This is a genomic window from Psychrobacter sp. H7-1 (assembly GCF_904846585.1).
GTDB lineage: Bacteria > Pseudomonadota > Gammaproteobacteria > Pseudomonadales > Moraxellaceae > Psychrobacter > Psychrobacter raelei.
Window position 1 is genome coordinate 26,153 of sequence record NZ_CAJHBH010000008.1, and the last position, 17,806, is coordinate 43,958.

At 45.1% G+C, this 17,806-nt stretch carries 17 protein-coding genes; 12 read left to right on the top strand and 5 right to left on the bottom strand.

Features of this window, described 5'->3' with window-relative positions:
* Nucleotides 1-34 precede the first annotated feature (34 nt).
* The 5 genes from glmM (at nt 35) to JMX92_RS04375 (ending at nt 4,979) form a co-directional block, all read left to right on the top strand.
* Complete coding sequence (gene glmM, locus JMX92_RS04355; RefSeq protein ID WP_011960512.1) at nt 35-1,390, top strand: phosphoglucosamine mutase; 1,356 nt, start codon at nt 35-37, stop codon at nt 1,388-1,390.
* 112 nt (nt 1,391-1,502) lie between these two features.
* A complete protein-coding gene (gene pdxH, locus JMX92_RS04360; protein WP_201544128.1) occupies nt 1,503-2,150 on the top strand; it encodes a pyridoxamine 5'-phosphate oxidase in 648 nt (215 codons plus the stop codon).
* A gap of 87 nt (nt 2,151-2,237) precedes the next feature.
* On the top strand, nt 2,238-3,053 hold the full coding sequence (xthA, locus tag JMX92_RS04365; RefSeq protein ID WP_011960510.1) for an exodeoxyribonuclease III: 816 nt from the start codon (nt 2,238-2,240) through the stop codon (nt 3,051-3,053).
* A 59-nt stretch (nt 3,054-3,112) separates the two neighbouring features.
* Entirely contained in the window at nt 3,113-4,354 is a 1,242-nt protein-coding gene (gene argJ, locus JMX92_RS04370; protein WP_201544129.1) for a bifunctional glutamate N-acetyltransferase/amino-acid acetyltransferase ArgJ, read from the top strand.
* 220 nt (nt 4,355-4,574) lie between these two features.
* Nucleotides 4,575-4,979 (top strand): DUF4377 domain-containing protein, encoded by a 405-nt coding sequence (locus JMX92_RS04375; protein WP_011960508.1) that lies wholly within the window; start codon nt 4,575-4,577, stop codon nt 4,977-4,979.
* A gap of 124 nt (nt 4,980-5,103) precedes the next feature.
* Here the strand turns inward: JMX92_RS04375 and JMX92_RS04380 are convergent, their stop codons facing one another.
* The 3 genes from JMX92_RS04380 to JMX92_RS04390 all read right to left on the bottom strand — a co-directional run bounded on the left by JMX92_RS04380 (nt 5,104) and on the right by JMX92_RS04390 (nt 7,442).
* Nucleotides 5,104-6,108 (bottom strand): alpha/beta fold hydrolase, encoded by a 1,005-nt coding sequence (locus JMX92_RS04380; protein WP_201544130.1) that lies wholly within the window; start codon nt 6,106-6,108, stop codon nt 5,104-5,106.
* 157 nt (nt 6,109-6,265) lie between these two features.
* A complete protein-coding gene (locus tag JMX92_RS04385) occupies nt 6,266-7,225 on the bottom strand; it encodes an alpha/beta fold hydrolase (RefSeq protein WP_011960506.1) in 960 nt (319 codons plus the stop codon).
* Between the two features lie 52 nt (nt 7,226-7,277).
* Nucleotides 7,278-7,442 (bottom strand): rubredoxin, encoded by a 165-nt coding sequence (locus JMX92_RS04390; RefSeq protein WP_011960505.1) that lies wholly within the window; start codon nt 7,440-7,442, stop codon nt 7,278-7,280.
* A 369-nt stretch (nt 7,443-7,811) separates the two neighbouring features.
* Between JMX92_RS04390 and JMX92_RS04395 the strand changes: the two genes are divergently transcribed.
* Nucleotides 7,812-8,384, top strand: coding sequence for an adenine phosphoribosyltransferase (locus JMX92_RS04395; protein WP_201544132.1), 573 nt, complete (start codon nt 7,812-7,814; stop codon nt 8,382-8,384).
* 85 nt (nt 8,385-8,469) lie between these two features.
* Here the strand turns inward: JMX92_RS04395 and JMX92_RS04400 are convergent, their stop codons facing one another.
* Entirely contained in the window at nt 8,470-9,417 is a 948-nt protein-coding gene (locus JMX92_RS04400; RefSeq protein ID WP_201544177.1) for a transaldolase, read from the bottom strand.
* 347 nt (nt 9,418-9,764) lie between these two features.
* Here JMX92_RS04400 and pheA point away from each other — a divergent pair, with 347 nt between their 5' ends.
* The 6 genes from pheA to JMX92_RS04430 all read left to right on the top strand — a co-directional run bounded on the left by pheA (nt 9,765) and on the right by JMX92_RS04430 (nt 16,796).
* On the top strand, nt 9,765-10,913 hold the full coding sequence (gene pheA, locus JMX92_RS04405) for a prephenate dehydratase (RefSeq protein ID WP_201544133.1): 1,149 nt from the start codon (nt 9,765-9,767) through the stop codon (nt 10,911-10,913).
* Nucleotides 10,914-10,991: 78 nt separating this feature from the next.
* Entirely contained in the window at nt 10,992-12,095 is a 1,104-nt protein-coding gene (hisC, locus tag JMX92_RS04410) for a histidinol-phosphate transaminase (RefSeq protein WP_011960501.1), read from the top strand.
* A gap of 63 nt (nt 12,096-12,158) precedes the next feature.
* Complete coding sequence (locus tag JMX92_RS04415; protein ID WP_201544135.1) at nt 12,159-14,471, top strand: bifunctional prephenate dehydrogenase/3-phosphoshikimate 1-carboxyvinyltransferase; 2,313 nt, start codon at nt 12,159-12,161, stop codon at nt 14,469-14,471.
* A gap of 280 nt (nt 14,472-14,751) precedes the next feature.
* Entirely contained in the window at nt 14,752-15,702 is a 951-nt protein-coding gene (gene rarD / locus JMX92_RS04420; protein WP_201544137.1) for an EamA family transporter RarD, read from the top strand.
* A 62-nt stretch (nt 15,703-15,764) separates the two neighbouring features.
* Nucleotides 15,765-16,148 (top strand): dihydroneopterin aldolase, encoded by a 384-nt coding sequence (folB, locus tag JMX92_RS04425; protein WP_011960498.1) that lies wholly within the window; start codon nt 15,765-15,767, stop codon nt 16,146-16,148.
* Between the two features lie 30 nt (nt 16,149-16,178).
* Entirely contained in the window at nt 16,179-16,796 is a 618-nt protein-coding gene (locus JMX92_RS04430) for a hypothetical protein (RefSeq protein WP_201544139.1), read from the top strand.
* Between the two features lie 52 nt (nt 16,797-16,848).
* On the opposite strand, the gene cysE is transcribed toward JMX92_RS04430, so the two are convergent.
* The gene (gene cysE / locus JMX92_RS04435) at nt 16,849-17,727 is read right to left on the bottom strand and encodes a serine O-acetyltransferase (protein ID WP_110816598.1); all 879 of its coding nucleotides are present in this window, start codon (nt 17,725-17,727) and stop codon (nt 16,849-16,851) included.
* Between the last annotated feature and the right edge of the window lie 79 nt (nt 17,728-17,806).

The following is a 17,806-nucleotide window of genomic DNA, read 5'->3' on the forward strand; positions in this document are numbered from 1 at the left end:
AGTGTTGACTGATTTTTAATTATTTGAGGTATTTATGAGCTATTTCGGTACAGATGGTATTCGTGGTCTTTTTGGCAAATTTCCTATTACCCCAGATTTTGTCTTAAAGTTGGGTTATGTCACCGGTCAGGTATTGGTGGAACAAAACCCCAACCCTAAGAAAAAGCCGAGCGTGGTGATAGGCAAAGATACCCGTTTATCCGGTTATGTTATCGAAGCAGCGCTACAGGCAGGATTCAACTCAGCTGGGGTAGATGTGCACATGATTGGCCCGTTGCCAACTCCGGCTATTGCGCACTTAACCCGCAGCTTCCATGCAGATGCTGGGGTGGTGATTTCAGCCTCACACAATCCTTATTATGATAATGGTATTAAGTTCTTTGCTGCGGACGGCCGCAAGCTTAGCGATGAGATGCAAAATGCCATCAATGATAAGCTAAAAACAGTGGTTGAAGGCCATGCCGATTATACGCAAGATGATCCTGCTCAGCTTGGCAAGCATTTTCGTATTAATGATGCCAAAGGCCGTTACATCGAGTTTTGTAAAGGCAGCTTTCCCTATCAGTATGACTTATCTAATTTGACCGTGGTTATCGACTGCGCTAATGGTGCTGGTTACAGTGTGGGGCCTCGAGTACTGCGTGAGCTGGGTGCCAACGTTATTGCCATTCACAACAAGCCTAATGGCATTAATATTAATGATAATTGCGGCTCAACCCATCCAGAAACCCTACAAAAGGCGGTGCTTGAGCACAAGGCTGATGTGGGTATTGCCTTAGATGGAGATGGTGACCGTATTATTATGGTCGATGAAAAAGGGGTGGTGGTCGATGGCGATGGTATCTTATATATCCTGGCCACTAAATCAGAGGCCAAGGCTGAAGGTGTGGTAGGTACTCAGATGAGCAATATGGGGCTGCAATTGGCATTAGAGGCGGCCGGTATAGCTTTAGAGCGAGCCAAAGTGGGAGACCGCTATGTGATGCAAGGCCTAGAGGCCAAAGGCTGGATTTTGGGCGGTGAGCCATCAGGTCATATCTTGTGCTTAGATAAAAGTCGCACTGGAGATGCGATTATTGCCGGCCTTCAAGTACTGGCGGTCATGGCGCAAACTCAAAAGAGCTTAAGCCAGCTGACAGAAGGCTTTAAGCTGTTGCCTCAATGCCTGGTCAACGTACGTTTAGAGCAAATGCAAGATCCTTATGACTTCCCTGAGTTGGTGGCAGCCTTTGAGGCGGCCTCAAAACAGATTGAAGGGCGTGGCCGTATCTTAATTCGCAAATCAGGTACTGAGCCGCTCATTCGAGTGATGGTTGAGCTGGATAATGCAGAAGAGTGCGACAAATTAGCACATGAATTAGCAGATAAAGTCAAACAGGTGATGGCTTAATCAGTCAACTCAAGTGCTGTTGGGAGTCTCCAACGGCTCTTGATATTCGATGGCTTATTCGATGAGCTGTCTGACTACCTCTAAGCGAATACTCACATATTAAGGATGCATGATGGATTTTAGCGATAAAAGACTGTCTTATGAAAAAGGCGCTTTGCACGAAGATATCTTACCACAAGAGCCTTTTGCTATGTTAAAACAGTGGCTTAATGAGGCCATAGAACAAAACGTACCCGAGCCTTATGCCATTAGTTTGGCGACTTGTGGCTCGGATAATATGCCAGCGGTCAGAACCGTATTGGTACGTGAAGTTACTGAGCTTGGCGTTGTATTTTATACCAATTACTTAAGCCACAAGGGTCAAGATATCGAGCAAAACCCGCATGCTGAAGCTTTGTTTTTTTGGCATGACATGCAGCGTCAAGTGCGTGTGCGCGGCGTCATTACTAAAGTCGATCGCGCCAAGACTGAGGCTTATTTTCAAAAGCGCCCTTATGAAAGTCAGGTGGGCGCTTGGGTGAGTCAGCCTCAAAGCGGGGAGGTCGCCAGCCGTGAGGCCATGGATGAGATCTTTGCCAACTTAAAGCAAAAATTCCCAGAAGGTGATACAGTACCCACCCCTGAGTTTTGGGGAGGGTATGAGATTGCTGCTACTGAAATTGAGTTTTGGCAAGGACGAGCCAATAGGCTGCACGACCGTTTGTTATACTCAAGAGCATCGACCCAAGACACGTGGCAGATTACCCGTTTATTGCCCTAGTCGATGATTGCTAGCGCAGTAAACGCCTTGGTAATTACCAAGTGATAAATCTAGTAGATATTAAATTCGATGGTTTAGGATGTATTAATGACCCGTTTTGTCAGTTTTAACATTAATGGTATTAGAGCCCGTCAACATCAATTAGAAGCGGTAAGAGATATTATCGACCCTGATGTGATGGGACTGCAAGAAACCAAGGTTCATGATGAGCAGTTCCCTTTAGAACTGGTAGAGTCACTGGGATATCATGTGGAGTTTTTTGGTCAAAAAGCTCATTATGGGGTGGCTTTGGTGTCTAAAGTAAAACCCATATTCGTCCAAAAAGGCTTTCCTGATGAGCCAGAAGATGCCCAAAAACGTTTCATTCATGCCCGCTATGTGTTTAACGGGCAAGAGGTGGATGTATTAAATGGCTATTTTCCCCAAGGTGAAAGCCGCAATCATGAAACCAAGTTTCCTATGAAGCGCGCTTACTATGCTGATTTAAACCAGTATATTGATGCCCTAAAGGCAGAAGGTCGCACCCTTATCATTATGGGTGATATGAACATTGCGCCGGAAGATAATGACATTGGCATTGGTGAAAAAAATGCCAAGCGGTGGTTAAGCCAAGGCAAAACCTCGTTTTTACCTGAGGAGCGTGAGTGGTACAGTGCGCTTATGAGCCGTGAGTTATCAGACACTTACCGTATCCATTATCCAGACGCCAATGACACCTTTAGCTGGTTTGACTACCGTAGCCGCGGCTTTGATGATGACCCTAAGCGTGGCCTAAGGATTGATCATATTTTGTGTACTCAAGATATTGAGGACAAATGTATTGATGCTGGTATCAGCTATGAGCTGCGTGCTATGGAGAAGCCCTCTGATCATGCGCCAATTTGGGCTTCATTTAAGTTCTAATAGAATAGAGCTGTATGTTATCTAAGAAAAATCATTAATCAGTTATAAAAAGGACCACTATGCCAGTAGGAAATATTGCCCCACCTAGCACCATTCATGCCATCAAAGGCGTTAAAATCGGTATTACTGCCGCTGGCGTACGTTATAAAAATCGAGATGATTTGGTGGTGTTTGAGCTAAGCCCGACCGCTGCGGTAGCCTGTGTGACAACCAGCAATCAGTGCTGCGCAGCGCCGGTATTATTGGTGCGTGAACATTTGGCTCAGTTAGCCGCCAATAACAGCTCGCCACGTTATCTGCTGATTAACACCGGTAATGCCAATGCTGCGACAGGTGATGAAGGCCATAAACGTGCCTTACAAACTTGTCAGGCGCTGGCAGATAAAGGCGCTGTAGAGAGCACACAGGTGCTGCCTTTTTCAACGGGTGTGATTGGCGAGACTATTAATAGTGAGGCCATTATTACCGGCCTAGATAAATGTCTGGCTGCATTAGGAGCAGATAATTGGCTGGCTGCCGCCAATGCCATTCGTACTACAGATACTATTCCTAAGCTTGACAGTCAGCAAGTGCAAGTGGCAGATGGCATCAGCTATCATATTACTGGTATCTCAAAAGGCGCGGGCATGATTCGCCCGAATATGGCGACCATGCTTGGCTTTGTGGCAACAGATGCGCCTATCGCACAGCCTTTATTACAGCAGATATTGGTGGAATTGACCAATCAATCGTTCAACCGTATCACCATTGATGGTGACACCTCAACCAACGACTGCTGTGTGCTGATTGCGACGGGTGAAGACAGCAGTCATGTGATTGATTCAGAGCAGCATCCGCATTATGCTGCTATTTATGAGGCGTTAAAGCAAGTATTTTTGCGTTTGGCAACCTTGATTGTCAGAGATGGCGAGGGGGCGACCAAATTTATTACCGTTAAGGTTACGGGCGGTAAGACCACAGAAGACTGCTGTGACGTGGCTTATGCGGTGGCTCATTCGCCACTGGTTAAAACAGCCTTTTTTGCCAGTGATCCAAACTGGGGCCGCATTGTAGCAGCCGTTGGTTACTCTGGGGCAAAAAACTTAGATGCCAACTTAGTGAGCGTTAAGCTAGATGATGTGGCAATCTGTACTCGTGGCCAGTTGGATAACAGTTATAGTGAAGCACAAGGCCAAGCAGTAATGAGTCGACCTGAGATTACCATTCACATTGATTTGGGTATGGGATCAGCCACAGATACGGTCTACACCTGTGATTTATCACACGAATACGTCTCTATTAATGCCGACTACCGCAGCTAATTCATTAAAATGTTATCAATGGGTAATTAGTTTAGTGAATTACCCATATCTATTGACATTATTAACCTAATATTACAAATAGTGAGTGGATAGCAACACAGTATTGCCCTTATAATTGGTTCATAATTAGAGGGCATCGCTTGCCTCTAAAAGAACGAAAGAACGATTTTAATTTATTTAACTTTTCACTCATTTGAGTTGACTATACTTAGAGGTATTTATGAAACTATTACTATCTTCAGTTTTATTGGCTACGGTTGCTTTAGCAGGCTGTACTACCACTCAACTTAACGACGAACGCGCTATGGTTGTGGACGGTGAGGCTCAAGTTGTTAAGGTTATTAATATTCCTAGCATCAAGATTGAAGTTGATCCAAAAAAAGCGGTGTGTGACATTCCTGCCGCTAACGGTACTATGGTTCAGGGCGAGTGCTTACAATATCGTCAACCTTTCCAAAAGAACTTCAATACGCTATCAGGTGATATCCAAGGCTTTACCTTTGAGCCAGGTTACCGCTATTTACTAGACATTCGTCAAGAAGCTGTGGCTGATGAAGTCTCTGGTGTGGTAAGACCCGTTTGGATTTTAAACGAAGTATTATCAAAAAAATCTGAGCAGCTATAATTCATTGATAGCATAATCAGCTACTAATGATTTGCTAAGCTTATATCTGCTTAAAAAGCGCCCTTTATATCTTTAAAGGGCGCTTTTTTTTGAAAATAACGGTCAAAAACAGCTCACTGTCTTATTAAGCGACATCTGAATCAGGGGTATAAAAGTGCTCACTGAATAGGTCGGCAAGGTAGCGGGCTAAAGGGTAGGGGATATCATGGCCAAGTCCGGGTATCAGTTTAAAATTAGCATGAGCGATGGTTTTGGCTAAACTGTGACCATGTGCCGGTGGCAGGAGTCGATCGCAAGCACCATGTACAATAAGAGTAGGCTGCTTTATAAGCTTGTCTATCTTGGTCAAAGAACCTGTGGCCAAAATAGCCAGCAGCTGACGTGATACTCCTTTGGGGTAAAACCGGCGCTTATACAGCAGCTTAGTGCGACTTAAAGCAAGATTTTCATCAAAAAAGTCCGGTGAGCCAATCGTTCTTTGTAGGTGCAAATGGTTATTGATGATTTGCTGCGGATCTTTGTCTTCGGGTATAGGCTGAGTCAAGGCTCTTAGCGCATCCCATTTGGGCGGCGGCAATAACGGCTTATTATTACTGGTAGCAAGTAAGCCGAGTTTATCTATTCGGTGCGGATAGTGAGCGGCCAAAATCTGTGCAATCATACCCCCCATAGACATACCTAGCACATGACATCGCTCAATTTGTAGCGCATTAAGCAGTTGGTTGATATCCTCACTCATATCATACAAAGTATAAGGAATGCTTTGATCATCAAGCTTTAGGGGTAGGCCGAGTTTGAATTTAGCAAGCATCTTCAGCTTTTTACGGCGCGCCTTGTAGACTTGATTGAGTGGATTTTTGTGTTTGAGCTTGCTGGATTTTCCAATGTCTCTGTTGTCAAAGCGAATAACTTGAAAGCCATTGTCTATTAAGCGCTTACAAAATACATTTGACCATACCAAAGACTGGGCACCAAGCCCCATAACCAGCAATATAATAGGATCCTCTGTATCGCCGCCACGCTCCAGATAAAACTTATATTTTGGGGTTTTTATTTTGTACGCTTGCATAAAATCAGCGTATTTGGAGGGCTTGGTCTTGATTTGATAGGGAGTGTGAGAGCATGGCATAAACAAAGCACCTAAAGTGGTGTGGACAGGCTTAAGTACGCCGGGTGTTATACGACCGGCAGCTTATCTCTACCATAAAGCAGGGCTGTTTCAGTTTTATGACGCCGCTGTGAGGCGTCTTAATTTGCAACCTGTACCAAGCACAGCAGGTATTGCGCTATATTTGTAGCATGTGGCGCTTTAGTTGACTGACGATAAACGGCTGGAAATACTCAGGCAAATCATGAGACATGCCTTTTATAAGCTTGAATTTGGCATTGGGGATGTCACTGGCCACAGCTTTGCCATGTGAGGGAGGTAATAAGCCATCATTACTGCCATGCATCACCAAGGTAGGGGCTTTGACCTCTTTACTGTAAGGCTGAATTGAGCCGGTCATTAAGATAGCCGTCAGCTGCTGTAACGTGCCGGCTGGATAAAAACAGCGCTGATAGCGTAGGCGGGCAATATCAGCCACTGCTTGCTCATTAATATGGCCTTTGGAGCCCACCGTTTTTATAAACCATTTGCCATGATTGACAATGTCCTCTTCAGCATGACTATCAGGGCGTTTAATTAAGGTATACAACTGCTTTGGACGTGGCGGGGCCAATAACGGTTTGTTATTAGTTGAGAAGATAAGCGCCAAGCGATTGATTAAATGAGGATACTTTGCCGATAAAATCTGAGCAATGATACCGCCCATAGAGGCCCCTAAAACATGCACTTGAGACAGACCCAGAGCTTGAATTAAATGGGCGGCATCATCTGCCATATCAGTTAAGCGATAGGGCACCGGCGTCTGCGAGTTATCGAGTCCAAACTGCAGCTTAAACATAGCTGACAAGGTATTGACCCGAGGCAGGTCATCGCGCTTAATCTTAGTTGATAAGCCAATGTCACGATTGTCATAGCGAATTATGTAGAAGCCGGCATCGATAAGGCGCTTTAGTAGCGAATCGGGCCAAAAAATCAGCTGCGAGCCCAGTCCCATGATCAGTAATAGGGGCGGATTGTTCGGGTTGCCCCCCACCTCAACACACAATTCAATCTCATCAGAGACCGGAATGATGGCCTGCTGCATAAAGTCAGAGACGGGTGAGGGGTACCACTGATAGTCTGTTGAGCGCTTGCGCATAAGGGGGAATCCTTTTGGTACATCCTAGGGGTATGGCAGCTGAGCTGAGCCTTTAGATTTCTGACATCTCAAAATCTAGTTTACCTACGCCGCATTCAGGGCACGTCCAGTCATCGGGGATATCTTCCCATTTGGTTCCTGGCGCAATCCCTTCCTCTGGACAGCCTAACGCCTCATCATATACCCAGCCACAAATGATACATTCCCATTTTTTCATAAAAGCACTCTTTAATAAACAAAGTAACCATCCTGCTTGAGCTAGAAACTCTCATCTGAATCAAGATTCTAGTAAACAAGGATAAACTCAAATTTCACAGACTGATTATAGCAAACCAACTCTTGCAGTGTAACTGTTAGTGAGCTTACATTGCCCACAATTACACTTTAACCGCTCACCAGTAACTGCCGCTCAATAACTGTTATCTAAGCGTAAGTATCACCTTGAGTATTTTGAGTCTTATGGGATAAATCTGCTCAAAATTATCAGTGATTAGGCAGGGTAATTGGCGCTGCGGCCGCACGCGCAACTCAAGATATGTTAAAATATAATATGACCTAATAGACCAATGAGTATTGGAAATCATTTATGAGTAATCAAACCCCTAATTCTTCTAGTCCTTCTAATCAGGCCAACGTAGAGCAGTCGACGCGCTGCCAGCATCCGCTTTGGCAAGCCATTCGTACTGTGCCTGATTTTCCAAAGCCTGGTATTGATTTTTATGATATTACCCCTTTACTGCTTAATCATGTCAATGAAGTCATTGATGCCATGTTGGATGCTTTGCCAGAGGGTATGTTAGAGGAGATTGATTGCTTTGTGGCCATCGAAGCGCGCGGCTTTATATTTGCCAGCCTATTGGCAGGCCGCTTGGGCAAGGGCATGATGCTGCTACGTAAGCCTGGTAAATTACCACCTCCGGTAGCCAATAAGTCTTACGCCCTTGAGTACGGCAGTGATACGTTAGAGATTCAAGACGGCCTACATGCCTGTAATGTGCTATTGGTTGATGATATTTTAGCCACTGGCGGCACCTTAAAAACAGCTTATCATTTGTGCATCGAAGCAGGTCATAGCGTGGCGGGCGTGTTGGTATTGCTAGACTTGGTAGATTTGCATGATACCTTCCCAGTACCCGTCTATACTGTGCTTGAAGGCTAAAATCTCTTTGATACAAAAAAACTCTACTGCTTAGGCAGTAGAGTTTTTTTTTTGGATTTTTATAAGCCTAAAGCTTATCGATTCATTACTTTACCAATTGCTGTAAGGCTTTGGCCAGCTCATCACGAGCAGCGATAAAGCCATCGATACCTTTGGGCAATAAGTGCTGAGTGATGCTATCTTGTTCGTAAGCGGCATTAAACTGTGCTTCAGTTAGGCTGACTTTTGGCATGATGTCACTTGCCATTTTAGGTGATAATACTTGCTCAACTGGGGTATCTAAAGCCGCTAGCTCATCAAGTAGGTCAGGTGAAATGGTCAATAAATCGCAACCGGCCAAGGCAAGTATTTGCTCTACACTTCTAAAGCTTGCACCCATTACTTGTGTGTTGTAGCCGTGCTGTTTGTAATACTGATACGTACGCTTCACAGATTGCACGCCCATATCATCGCTAATTGGGATAATTTGACGGTTTTGCTCGCGCTTTTGCCAATCTAGAATACGACCCACAAAAGGTGAAATCAAAGTCACGCCAGACTCAGCACAGGCAACGGCTTGATGCTGACCAAAAATCAACGTCAGGTTACAATGAATGCCTTCTTTTTCAAGCTGTTCAGCCGCTTTAATACCCTGCCAAGTGGCGGCAATCTTAATTAAGATGCACTCTTTATCCACGCCGGCACGCGCATACGCTTCCATAAATTCATGCGCTTTGGCAATGGTGGCCTCAGTATCATAAGATAAGCGGGCATCAACTTCAGTAGACACACGGCCATCGATAAGTTTTAGGATGTCTAAGCCCACTTGGATGGTCAAGTCATCGATTACTTTATCAATCATATCCTCGCCATGATTTGAATAGCGATTTAGGGTGTCAGATAACATGGCCTGCTTGTCAGGGTGAGTGAGTGCTTTGGTAATGAGGCTAGGGTTGGTCGTTGCATCAACTGGTTTTAAGCGTGCAATGGCGCTTAAATCACCGGTATCAGCAACAATGGTGGTCATGGTCTGTAATTGAGATAAGGCACTCATCATGTATTCCTAATTTGTTTCTATGAGATTAAAAAATATCAAGGGTATCTTGGCCTGATTTTGTGCTAACTTGAGCAATCAGGCAGGACACCCTAGCGTTAATTTCGCCTGCATATTAAACTAGCTATGTGCTTAATACCATTAAAAATATGCTAAACATTCCAAAAACCGTACGGTACAATGGAAGCTCAGTGAAGTTGGTATTTAAACGGCGCTATCTTAACAGGGCGTAAGTTTGTTATAGTTACTTTATTAGGACTTTTTTTTTATAAAGTCGCTTGGATGAAACGTCATTTTTATGACGTGTAACTTATCCAATTATCATAACATGACCTATAGGCTTTTTTATGACTTCGTCAACAAATAACGATAATAATGCGGCTCAAGCAGCCTCGACAAATGTATTAGGTGAGCTTCGCCAAAAAATTGATCACGTAGACGGCGAGATTTTACAACTTATTAGCAACCGTGCCAAATTGGCTCAAGAAGTGGCCATCTTTAAAAAAGAGCACGCCGATGAGGTAGAGTCTAATCCTATCTTTTATCGCCCAGAGCGAGAAGCACAAGTGCTAAAAAACATCATGAAGCGCAATCAAGCGTCAGACAGTCCCATTAGTGATGAAAAAATGGCGCGCTTATTTCGTGAGATTATGTCGGTTTGTTTGGACTTAGAATCCCCGCAAAAAATTGCCTTTTTGGGCCCAGTCGGTACCTTTACTCACGCTGCTGCGCTGAAGCACTTTGGCAAAGCGTCAACCACCGTGCCGTTAACCACCATTACCGATGTATTTCGTGAGGTGGAGTCGGGTTCTGCTATGTATGGGGTTGTGCCTGTTGAGAACTCCTCTGAAGGCGTTGTTAACCACACACTCGATGGGTTTTTAGGCTCTACTCTAAAAATTATTGGTGAGGTGGAGCTGCCCATTCATCAAAACTTCTTAGTGGCTGAGCATACCAAGGTGGATAGTCTAAGCCGTATTTATTCACATCAGCAGTCGTTGGCACAGTGCCGTCATTGGCTCGATGTGAATTATCCTAATGTTGAGCGTGTTCAAGTGTCAAGCAATGGGGAGGCGGCGCGCCGTCTTAAGAACGAATGGCACTCAGCGGCGATTGCCGGTGATGTGGCTGTCGCAGAATACGGATTACATAAGCTGCATGAAAATATTGAAGATAATCCAGGTAACACCACTCGATTTTTGATCATAGGTCATGAAGATATTGCGCCTTCAGGCCAAGACAAAACCTCTATTTTGGTCTCAGCGCATAACAAAGCGGGCGCCTTAATTGAGATTTTAAAGCCATTATCTAAGCACGGCGTATCTATGACCAGCATCGAGACCCGTCCTGAGCGTCCTAATAAATGGTCTTATGTGTTCTTTATCGATATGGAAGGTCATATTGAGGATGAAAATGTGCGCGCGGCCATTGAAGAGATTCGTCCTTTAGTTCGAGATGTTCGTGTCTTAGGCTCTTATCCGCAAGCTGTGATTTAAGCGCTAGCCATTAACCTAAAAAACCTAAAAGCTAAACGTTCAATAGCCCTATAAAGGCCCACTTATAAAGGTAGTATCATGAGTCAAAAGACATTTGCAACCCCAGCTTACGCCAGCATAGCCACCCTAAGCGCTTATCAATCGAGTAGGTCTGTGGAGGAGCTCAAACGTGAGTATGAGGTAAATGATGTCTTAAAGCTTGCCAGCAACGAGAACCCGCTAGGGTGCTCGCCTTACGTAACCTTGGCCATCACTGAGCAGCTGGGGCAATTGGCTCGCTACCCAGATGGCAAAGGGCATGACCTTAAACAAGCGATAGCGTATTTTAATGAGGTACACAGTAAGCAGGTCACTTTAGGTAATGGCTCTAACGATTTGCTCGACTTGATAGCCCGTACCTTTGTGGGCCATGAAGATGCCATTATTTATAGCGAATATGCTTTTATTGTGTACGCTATGCTGGCTAAGATACTAGGGGCTAAGGGTGTTGAAGTACCCGCTAAGCGCTATGGTCATGATTTACCGGCTATGCTTGATGCAGTTCAACATACCCCCAATGCGCGCTTGGTATTTATTGCCAATCCTAACAACCCGACCGGCACCTTGTTAAGCAGTGAAGAGATACGTGATTTTGTCGCTCAAGTGCCCTCACATGTGTTGGTGGTGCTAGATGAAGCCTATGTCGAGTATAGCCCTGAGAGTAATAATCGCGCTTTACTTGAGGATTTTGATAATGTGATTATTGTGCGCACTTTCTCTAAAGCTTATGGGCTGGCAGGTCTACGCGTGGGTTATGCGTTGAGCCATCCTGAAGTGGCAACTATGCTTGATAGAGTGCGTCAGCCTTTTAATGTGAGTCTGGTGGCGCAATCAGCTGCTGTGGCGGCCTTGGGCGATCAAGACTTTATTGCCAAAGTGCATAAAATCAATGATGGTCAGATGCGCTGGATATGCAAGCAATTTGATGCACTGGGTTTGGGTTTCGTCAAATCCTATGCCAACTTTGTGATGGTCAACGTGGGGGATGCTCAAAGTATTAATCAGGCTTTATTGGAGCAAGGAGTGATTGTGTATCCACTGACTGCGTATGGTCTGCCCGAGTGGCTGCGTATCACTGTGGGAACGCCTGAGGACAATACAAGATTGATAGATACCCTGCGTGATACGTTGCAGTCCCTGTAGTCGGTTATACTGACGTGGTTTTATTGATTATTCACATAACAAGATAAGATAGGTTTGGCGCATATGTTGTTTGAACAGGTTTGTATTGTTGGTCTGGGCCTTATTGGCGCAAGCCTTGCTCAAGCAATTAGGGACAGACAGCTGGCTGCAAAGCTTGTGGCCGTAGACAGACATGCTCCTAGTATTAAGTCAGCGATAGAGGCAGGCGTTATTGATAAGGGGAGCGACTCACTGTTTGAGGTGGTCGCAGGCAGTGATTGTATTATCCTAGCGGTACCGGTCAAGGCAGTGGGTGCTGTATTTGCTGATATTAACAGCGCTATGCAGCAAGGTCTGATTACGACAGCGTGTTTAATTAGCGATGTCAGTAGTACCAAACAGAACGTGGTAGATGCCGCACAAAAGGCTTTTGGTCAGCTGCCCACAGGGTTTGTGCCTGCACACCCGATAGCCGGTGCCGAGCAGTCTGGGTTTCATGCCCGCCGCAGTGATTTGTTTGTCAATCACAGCCTGATTGTGTGTGAGTTAAAAAGCACCACACCTAAGGCCATTGCTCAAATCAGCCAGTTGTGGCAGAGTGTGGGCGCGACAGTCATGAAAATGGATGTGGCACATCACGATGCAGTATTGGCTTACACCAGTCACTTGCCGCATTTGTTGGCTTTTAATCTGGTTGAGCAGTTGGCGGATCATGATGATAATATGGATATTTTTCGTTATGCCGCTGGCGGGTTTCGCGATTTTACCCGCATTGCCGCAAGCGATCCGGTAATGTGGCATGATATTTTTATTGCCAACAAACCTGCTTTGTTAAATGCATTAGATGAATACAGTCAATATCTAGCTAAGCTGCGCCGCCTTATTCAAGATGAGGATTCAACTCAGCTACTGGGGCTTTTGGGCCGCGCTCAGTCTGCCAGAAAGCACTTTGGGCATATGCTAACCGGTACCCCCTATACTAAAAATCTCACGGAAATATCTAACACAAAAACCAATACGGAAAACTCTATGGCAACCTCAACCCATGCCTCTAGTGCATACATTATTACTCCAAGCTCAACCATTAATGGCACTATCGCTGTGCCGGGTGATAAGTCAATATCACATCGTAGCATCATGTTTGGTAGCCTTGCTGAAGGCGTGACTCGGGTAAGTGGCTTTTTAGAAGGCGAGGATGCCCTAGCGACACTACAAGCCTTTAAAGACATGGGCGTGACTATTGAGGGGCCAGAAAATGGTAATGTGGTCATTCATGGGGTAGGTATCAATGGTCTAAAGCCTAGTCGCACCCCTTTATATATGGGGAACTCAGGCACTACCATGCGTCTATTATCGGGTATTTTGGCCGCCCAAAGCTTCGATAGCGTATTAACCGGCGATGCAAGCTTATCTAAGCGCCCGATGGAGCGTGTGGCCAAGCCGCTGCGTGAAATGGGTGCCACCTTACAGACCACAGGAGAGCGAGGCACGGCGCCTATTAGCATCACGGGCAGCGACAAGCGTGGCAGTAAGCTGCATGGCATCACTTATGACATGCCGGTGGCGTCAGCTCAGGTAAAATCTTGCTTAATCTTGGCCGGTCTATGGGCTGAGGGGAAGACCACCGTAATTCAGCCAGAGATTAGCCGTGACCACACCGAGCGTATGTTAAGCGCGTTTGGTTATGATGTGGAAGTCGAGGGCAATACCATCAGCGTTGAGGGCGGCGGTAAGCTGACTGCTTGTGATATTGCTGTACCTGCTGATATCTCCTCAGCAGCATTTTTTATGGTGGCGGCCTCTATTGCCAAAGACAGCCAAATTACCATCACTCAAGTGGGTATGAATCCGACACGTACTGGTATCATTGATATCTTAAAGCTTATGGGTGCAGACATTAGCCTAAGTAATGAGACTTTTGTGGGCGGTGAGCCTGTGGCAGATATCACTATCAAGTCGGCTCAGTTAAAAGGCATTACCATTCCAGAGGCGCTAGTGCCCTTGGCGATTGATGAGTTTCCAGTGCTATTCGTTGCCGCCAGCTGTGCCCAAGGTCAAACCGTGTTAACGGGAGCCAAAGAGCTGCGCGTAAAAGAATCAGATCGTATCGCAGTAATGGCAGATGGTCTGACCCAATTGGGTGTGGACTGTACAGTAACTGAAGATGGCATTATTATCGAGGGTAAAGGCGATGGTCAATCTCATCAAGCGGTGTTTGGCGGCGGTGAAATCTACTCTCACCACGATCACCGTATCGCGATGAGCTTCTCTGTGGCAAGCTTGCGTGCTACTGACACCATTACCATTCAAGGGGTAGAAACCGTGAATACCAGCTTCCCAGGCTTTGCAGAGTTGGCAAATAAAATTGGTATGAACCTAGCCACTCGTCAAGGCTAAAAAGCTAAGTTATCTGCTGTTAGCTGCACGGTGTAAGTCAAAGCCATCTGTTATGAGATGGCTTTGCTGTTTAGAACAGCCAAAACGTTTGTTATGATTTAACTGTGCATTTATAAGCAGTTGATACAACGCTGAGCGGTTTCTCGAGTTATAATTTCAATATTTTTTGTATCGCTGCTGCTTATCATAGTCTTTATGACTATAATTTTGATTTTTCTGCGTTTATTAACATTGCCTATATCTTAATATAGCTGACTGCATTTAGCCCTTTGGATGTCTTATGTCATTAGCCACTCCCACCAATAGCACACCCAGTAAGCCCAAGCCTGCGGTGGTTCATACCACCAGTAAGGGCATCATCACCGCTTTAATTGCTTTTTCAATATGGGGAAGTTTTCCTTTTTATTTCAAGCGTTTGGGTGAGTATAATGCCGTAGAGATTATCGGCCACCGTATTATTTGGACCTTTGTGTGCCTAAGTTTGGTGCTGATAGTAAGCAAGCGATGGCAGTGGATTGCTACTTTAAAGGCGCAGCCGCGGCTGATTTGGATTACCTTTTTATCAAGCCTTATCATTGCCACTAACTGGCTCACTTATGTGTGGGCGGTCAATGCCAATCAGATTTTAGAGGCCAGTTTGGGCTATTTTATTAGCCCGTTAATTGGTATTTTATTGTCTTTGGTATTCTTGCAAGAGCGTTTGCGGCCGCTGCAATGGATAGCGGTCGGCTTTGCCATCTCCTCGGTACTTATCCAAGTAATTATGCTGGGTAATTTGCCGTGGGTGTCTTTAATATTGGCGTGCTCCTTTAGTGTGTATGGGGTTATGCAAAGACGGACGCCACTGCCTGCGCTTGACTCGCTGTTTTTGGAAACGGCGCTACTTGTGCCGCTATGTATTTGGTGGTTTATGACATCCAATGTGGCCAGCTCAAGTTTGTCATTTTGGTGGAGCGATAACATTTGGTTTTTGATGTTGGCCGGTCCGATCACCCTAATACCGCTGCTGCTGTTTAACCAATCGACCAAGATGGTGGCCTATAGTATTTTAAGCTTTATGAACTATTTGACCCCAACGATTATATTTTTATTGGCAATATTTTATTACCATGAACCTTTTGATATACATCGGCTAATGATATTTGGTCTTATCTGGTTTGGGCTTTTGTTGTTTAGTATAGATTTATGGCAAAATCGCCCCAGCAAACAGCTCAATAAGCGTGCTAATTAACTTGTTAATAATTAAATTTGCGAATAATTGAACTTCCTAATAATTGATAAAAGTAGACTGTAATGAGTAAAAAAGACAACCCCACTGATTTTGTCAAAGTTAACGGCTTAAAAGTTGAGGCAGTAATCGGGGTATTTGATTGGGAGCGGGTAATTACTCAGCCCTTGGTGATTGATGTGACGATGGCAACGGATATCAGGGAGGCGGCAAGTAGTGATGATATTGACCATGCCATTAATTACAAAGCCGTGTGTGATGACATCACCCAGTGGTGTCAGCAGGCCAAAGCCATGCTGATTGAGACACTGGCTGAATTAATTGCTCAAAATATCTTACAAAAATATGCCACCACTCAAGTGACGGTTACGGTAGCCAAACCCACGGCCATTAAAGAGGCGGATTACGTTGCGGTACAAATTACGCGTACTGCCAAAACAGCAGAGTAAGCGCCTGGATGGACATAGGAGTGGTGTGTCATGAGCCGTATAGTGCCTTATAAAAATAGCATAAGCGAAAAAAGTAAATCTGCACCTGCCGATGATTCTGATGCCTCTTTGGTAAAGGTGTTGAGTGCCATTGAGCCTTTAGCGCAGATTTGCCAGACCCAACCAATAGGATATGTGGTTGAGCTGGGTAGCAATGAGGCGGCTGATAAACATCTGGCGCAGGCTCGGCAGTGCTTATCTCAGCTTGCCAAAAACAGCGTGTGGTCAACTGAGTTTGTCAATCCAGACTATACTGCCACCGAAGATAATCCCAAACCCGATTATACCAATCAGTGTGGCTATCTGATTATGGGTGTACACACCGCCTTGGATAACCCAAGCTTGGGGGAGCTGATAAAAACCACGAAGATTATTGAAAAACAGATACAAAATGAGTTTTTTGAAGCCCAAAAACTCAGTCAGCTTGATGTGCATTCTGTGATTCATAATATGAGTGAGCCTAAGAATCGCAGGGTGATTATAGATATAGATGTACTGGCTATTAAAACAGCCGATAATGAGCTGATTGGTATCGCAGAGCGCTATCCCTTTAAGCATCATGAGTGGGTAGGACTACAAGAGCTGCATCAAAAAGGCCACTTAGAGTAAGTGGCCTTTTTTACGTTGCGCTTTTTAGCGATGGGTTTGCGGCCGCATCTGACTAATTATTAATAACATCAATCTCATCGGCTGAAATCTTATGACAGTCTTTGGGCTTAAAATTGGGGTCCAAGCGGCACAGCGCCTCTTGCATCTCGCTAATACGTGTCTCAGACTGCTGAATGTGGCTGAGCATCTTGCTAAAGGCTTCTGCTACTGGGTCCTCAGAGTTTGGATTGAGGCCATAAGCATTAAAGTCTACCCGCTCTGACAGACGTTTTTTATGCGCCTTTTGCGGTTTAGCAATAATCTCATCAGGGCAGCTGATTTCATTGTTAGCTGTCGGCTTTTGTTTGGTCGCCTCTAACGCGGCCGAAGTGTTGTTCGCTTCATCCTCAGCACTACTTGTAATCATACGCGCCGCATTGCCCACCATGGTGGCTTCGGCAGGCACTTCTTTGACAACCACTGCATTAGAGCCAATCTTAGCGTTTTTACCCACTGTGAAGGGGCCCAATACTTTTGCACCAGCACCAACGATCACGCCATCTTCTAAAGTAGGGTGGCGTTTACCTTGACCTAAGGAGACGCCGCCTAAGGTAACTCCATGATATAAAGTCACATCATCGCCAATCTTGGCGGTCTCACCGATGACCACACCCATGCCATGATCAATAAAAAATCGACGACCAATTTGAGCAGCTGGGTGGATCTCAATACCAGTGACCATGCGTGAACCATATGAGATGGCGCGAGCACAGAACTTGTAGTCTTTATTCCATAAATAATGGGCACCGCGGTGTAATATTAAGGCATGAATACCGGGATAGGTCAGCAGTACCTCGGTACTGTTACGGGCTGCAGGGTCACGATTGAATACAGCGGCAATGTCTTCTTGTAATGAGGCCTTGGCTTTTTTAATGGCTTTAATGAGTCTCATGGCGATGTCTTATTTTGTTGTTTAAAATGAAATAGGTAAGTAATCTTATTTAGATTATACAACTTAAGAGTGCTTATAC

What these genes read in the sequence shown, in the direction of transcription:
- glmM (WP_011960512.1), top strand. Translation starts at nt 35, where the DNA reads ATGAGCTATTTCGGTACAGATGGTATTCGTGGTCTTTTTGGCAAATTT.
- pdxH (WP_201544128.1), top strand. Translation starts at nt 1,503, where the DNA reads ATGGATTTTAGCGATAAAAGACTGTCTTATGAAAAAGGCGCTTTGCAC.
- xthA (WP_011960510.1), top strand. Translation starts at nt 2,238, where the DNA reads ATGACCCGTTTTGTCAGTTTTAACATTAATGGTATTAGAGCCCGTCAA.
- argJ (WP_201544129.1), top strand. Translation starts at nt 3,113, where the DNA reads ATGCCAGTAGGAAATATTGCCCCACCTAGCACCATTCATGCCATCAAA.
- JMX92_RS04375 (WP_011960508.1), top strand. Translation starts at nt 4,575, where the DNA reads ATGAAACTATTACTATCTTCAGTTTTATTGGCTACGGTTGCTTTAGCA.
- JMX92_RS04380 (WP_201544130.1), bottom strand. Translation starts at nt 6,108, where the DNA reads ATGCCATGCTCTCACACTCCCTATCAAATCAAGACCAAGCCCTCCAAA.
- JMX92_RS04385 (WP_011960506.1), bottom strand. Translation starts at nt 7,225, where the DNA reads ATGCGCAAGCGCTCAACAGACTATCAGTGGTACCCCTCACCCGTCTCT.
- JMX92_RS04390 (WP_011960505.1), bottom strand. Translation starts at nt 7,442, where the DNA reads ATGAAAAAATGGGAATGTATCATTTGTGGCTGGGTATATGATGAGGCG.
- JMX92_RS04395 (WP_201544132.1), top strand. Translation starts at nt 7,812, where the DNA reads ATGAGTAATCAAACCCCTAATTCTTCTAGTCCTTCTAATCAGGCCAAC.
- JMX92_RS04400 (WP_201544177.1), bottom strand. Translation starts at nt 9,417, where the DNA reads ATGAGTGCCTTATCTCAATTACAGACCATGACCACCATTGTTGCTGAT.
- pheA (WP_201544133.1), top strand. Translation starts at nt 9,765, where the DNA reads ATGACTTCGTCAACAAATAACGATAATAATGCGGCTCAAGCAGCCTCG.
- hisC (WP_011960501.1), top strand. Translation starts at nt 10,992, where the DNA reads ATGAGTCAAAAGACATTTGCAACCCCAGCTTACGCCAGCATAGCCACC.
- JMX92_RS04415 (WP_201544135.1), top strand. Translation starts at nt 12,159, where the DNA reads ATGTTGTTTGAACAGGTTTGTATTGTTGGTCTGGGCCTTATTGGCGCA.
- rarD (WP_201544137.1), top strand. Translation starts at nt 14,752, where the DNA reads ATGTCATTAGCCACTCCCACCAATAGCACACCCAGTAAGCCCAAGCCT.
- folB (WP_011960498.1), top strand. Translation starts at nt 15,765, where the DNA reads ATGAGTAAAAAAGACAACCCCACTGATTTTGTCAAAGTTAACGGCTTA.
- JMX92_RS04430 (WP_201544139.1), top strand. Translation starts at nt 16,179, where the DNA reads ATGAGCCGTATAGTGCCTTATAAAAATAGCATAAGCGAAAAAAGTAAA.
- cysE (WP_110816598.1), bottom strand. Translation starts at nt 17,727, where the DNA reads ATGAGACTCATTAAAGCCATTAAAAAAGCCAAGGCCTCATTACAAGAA.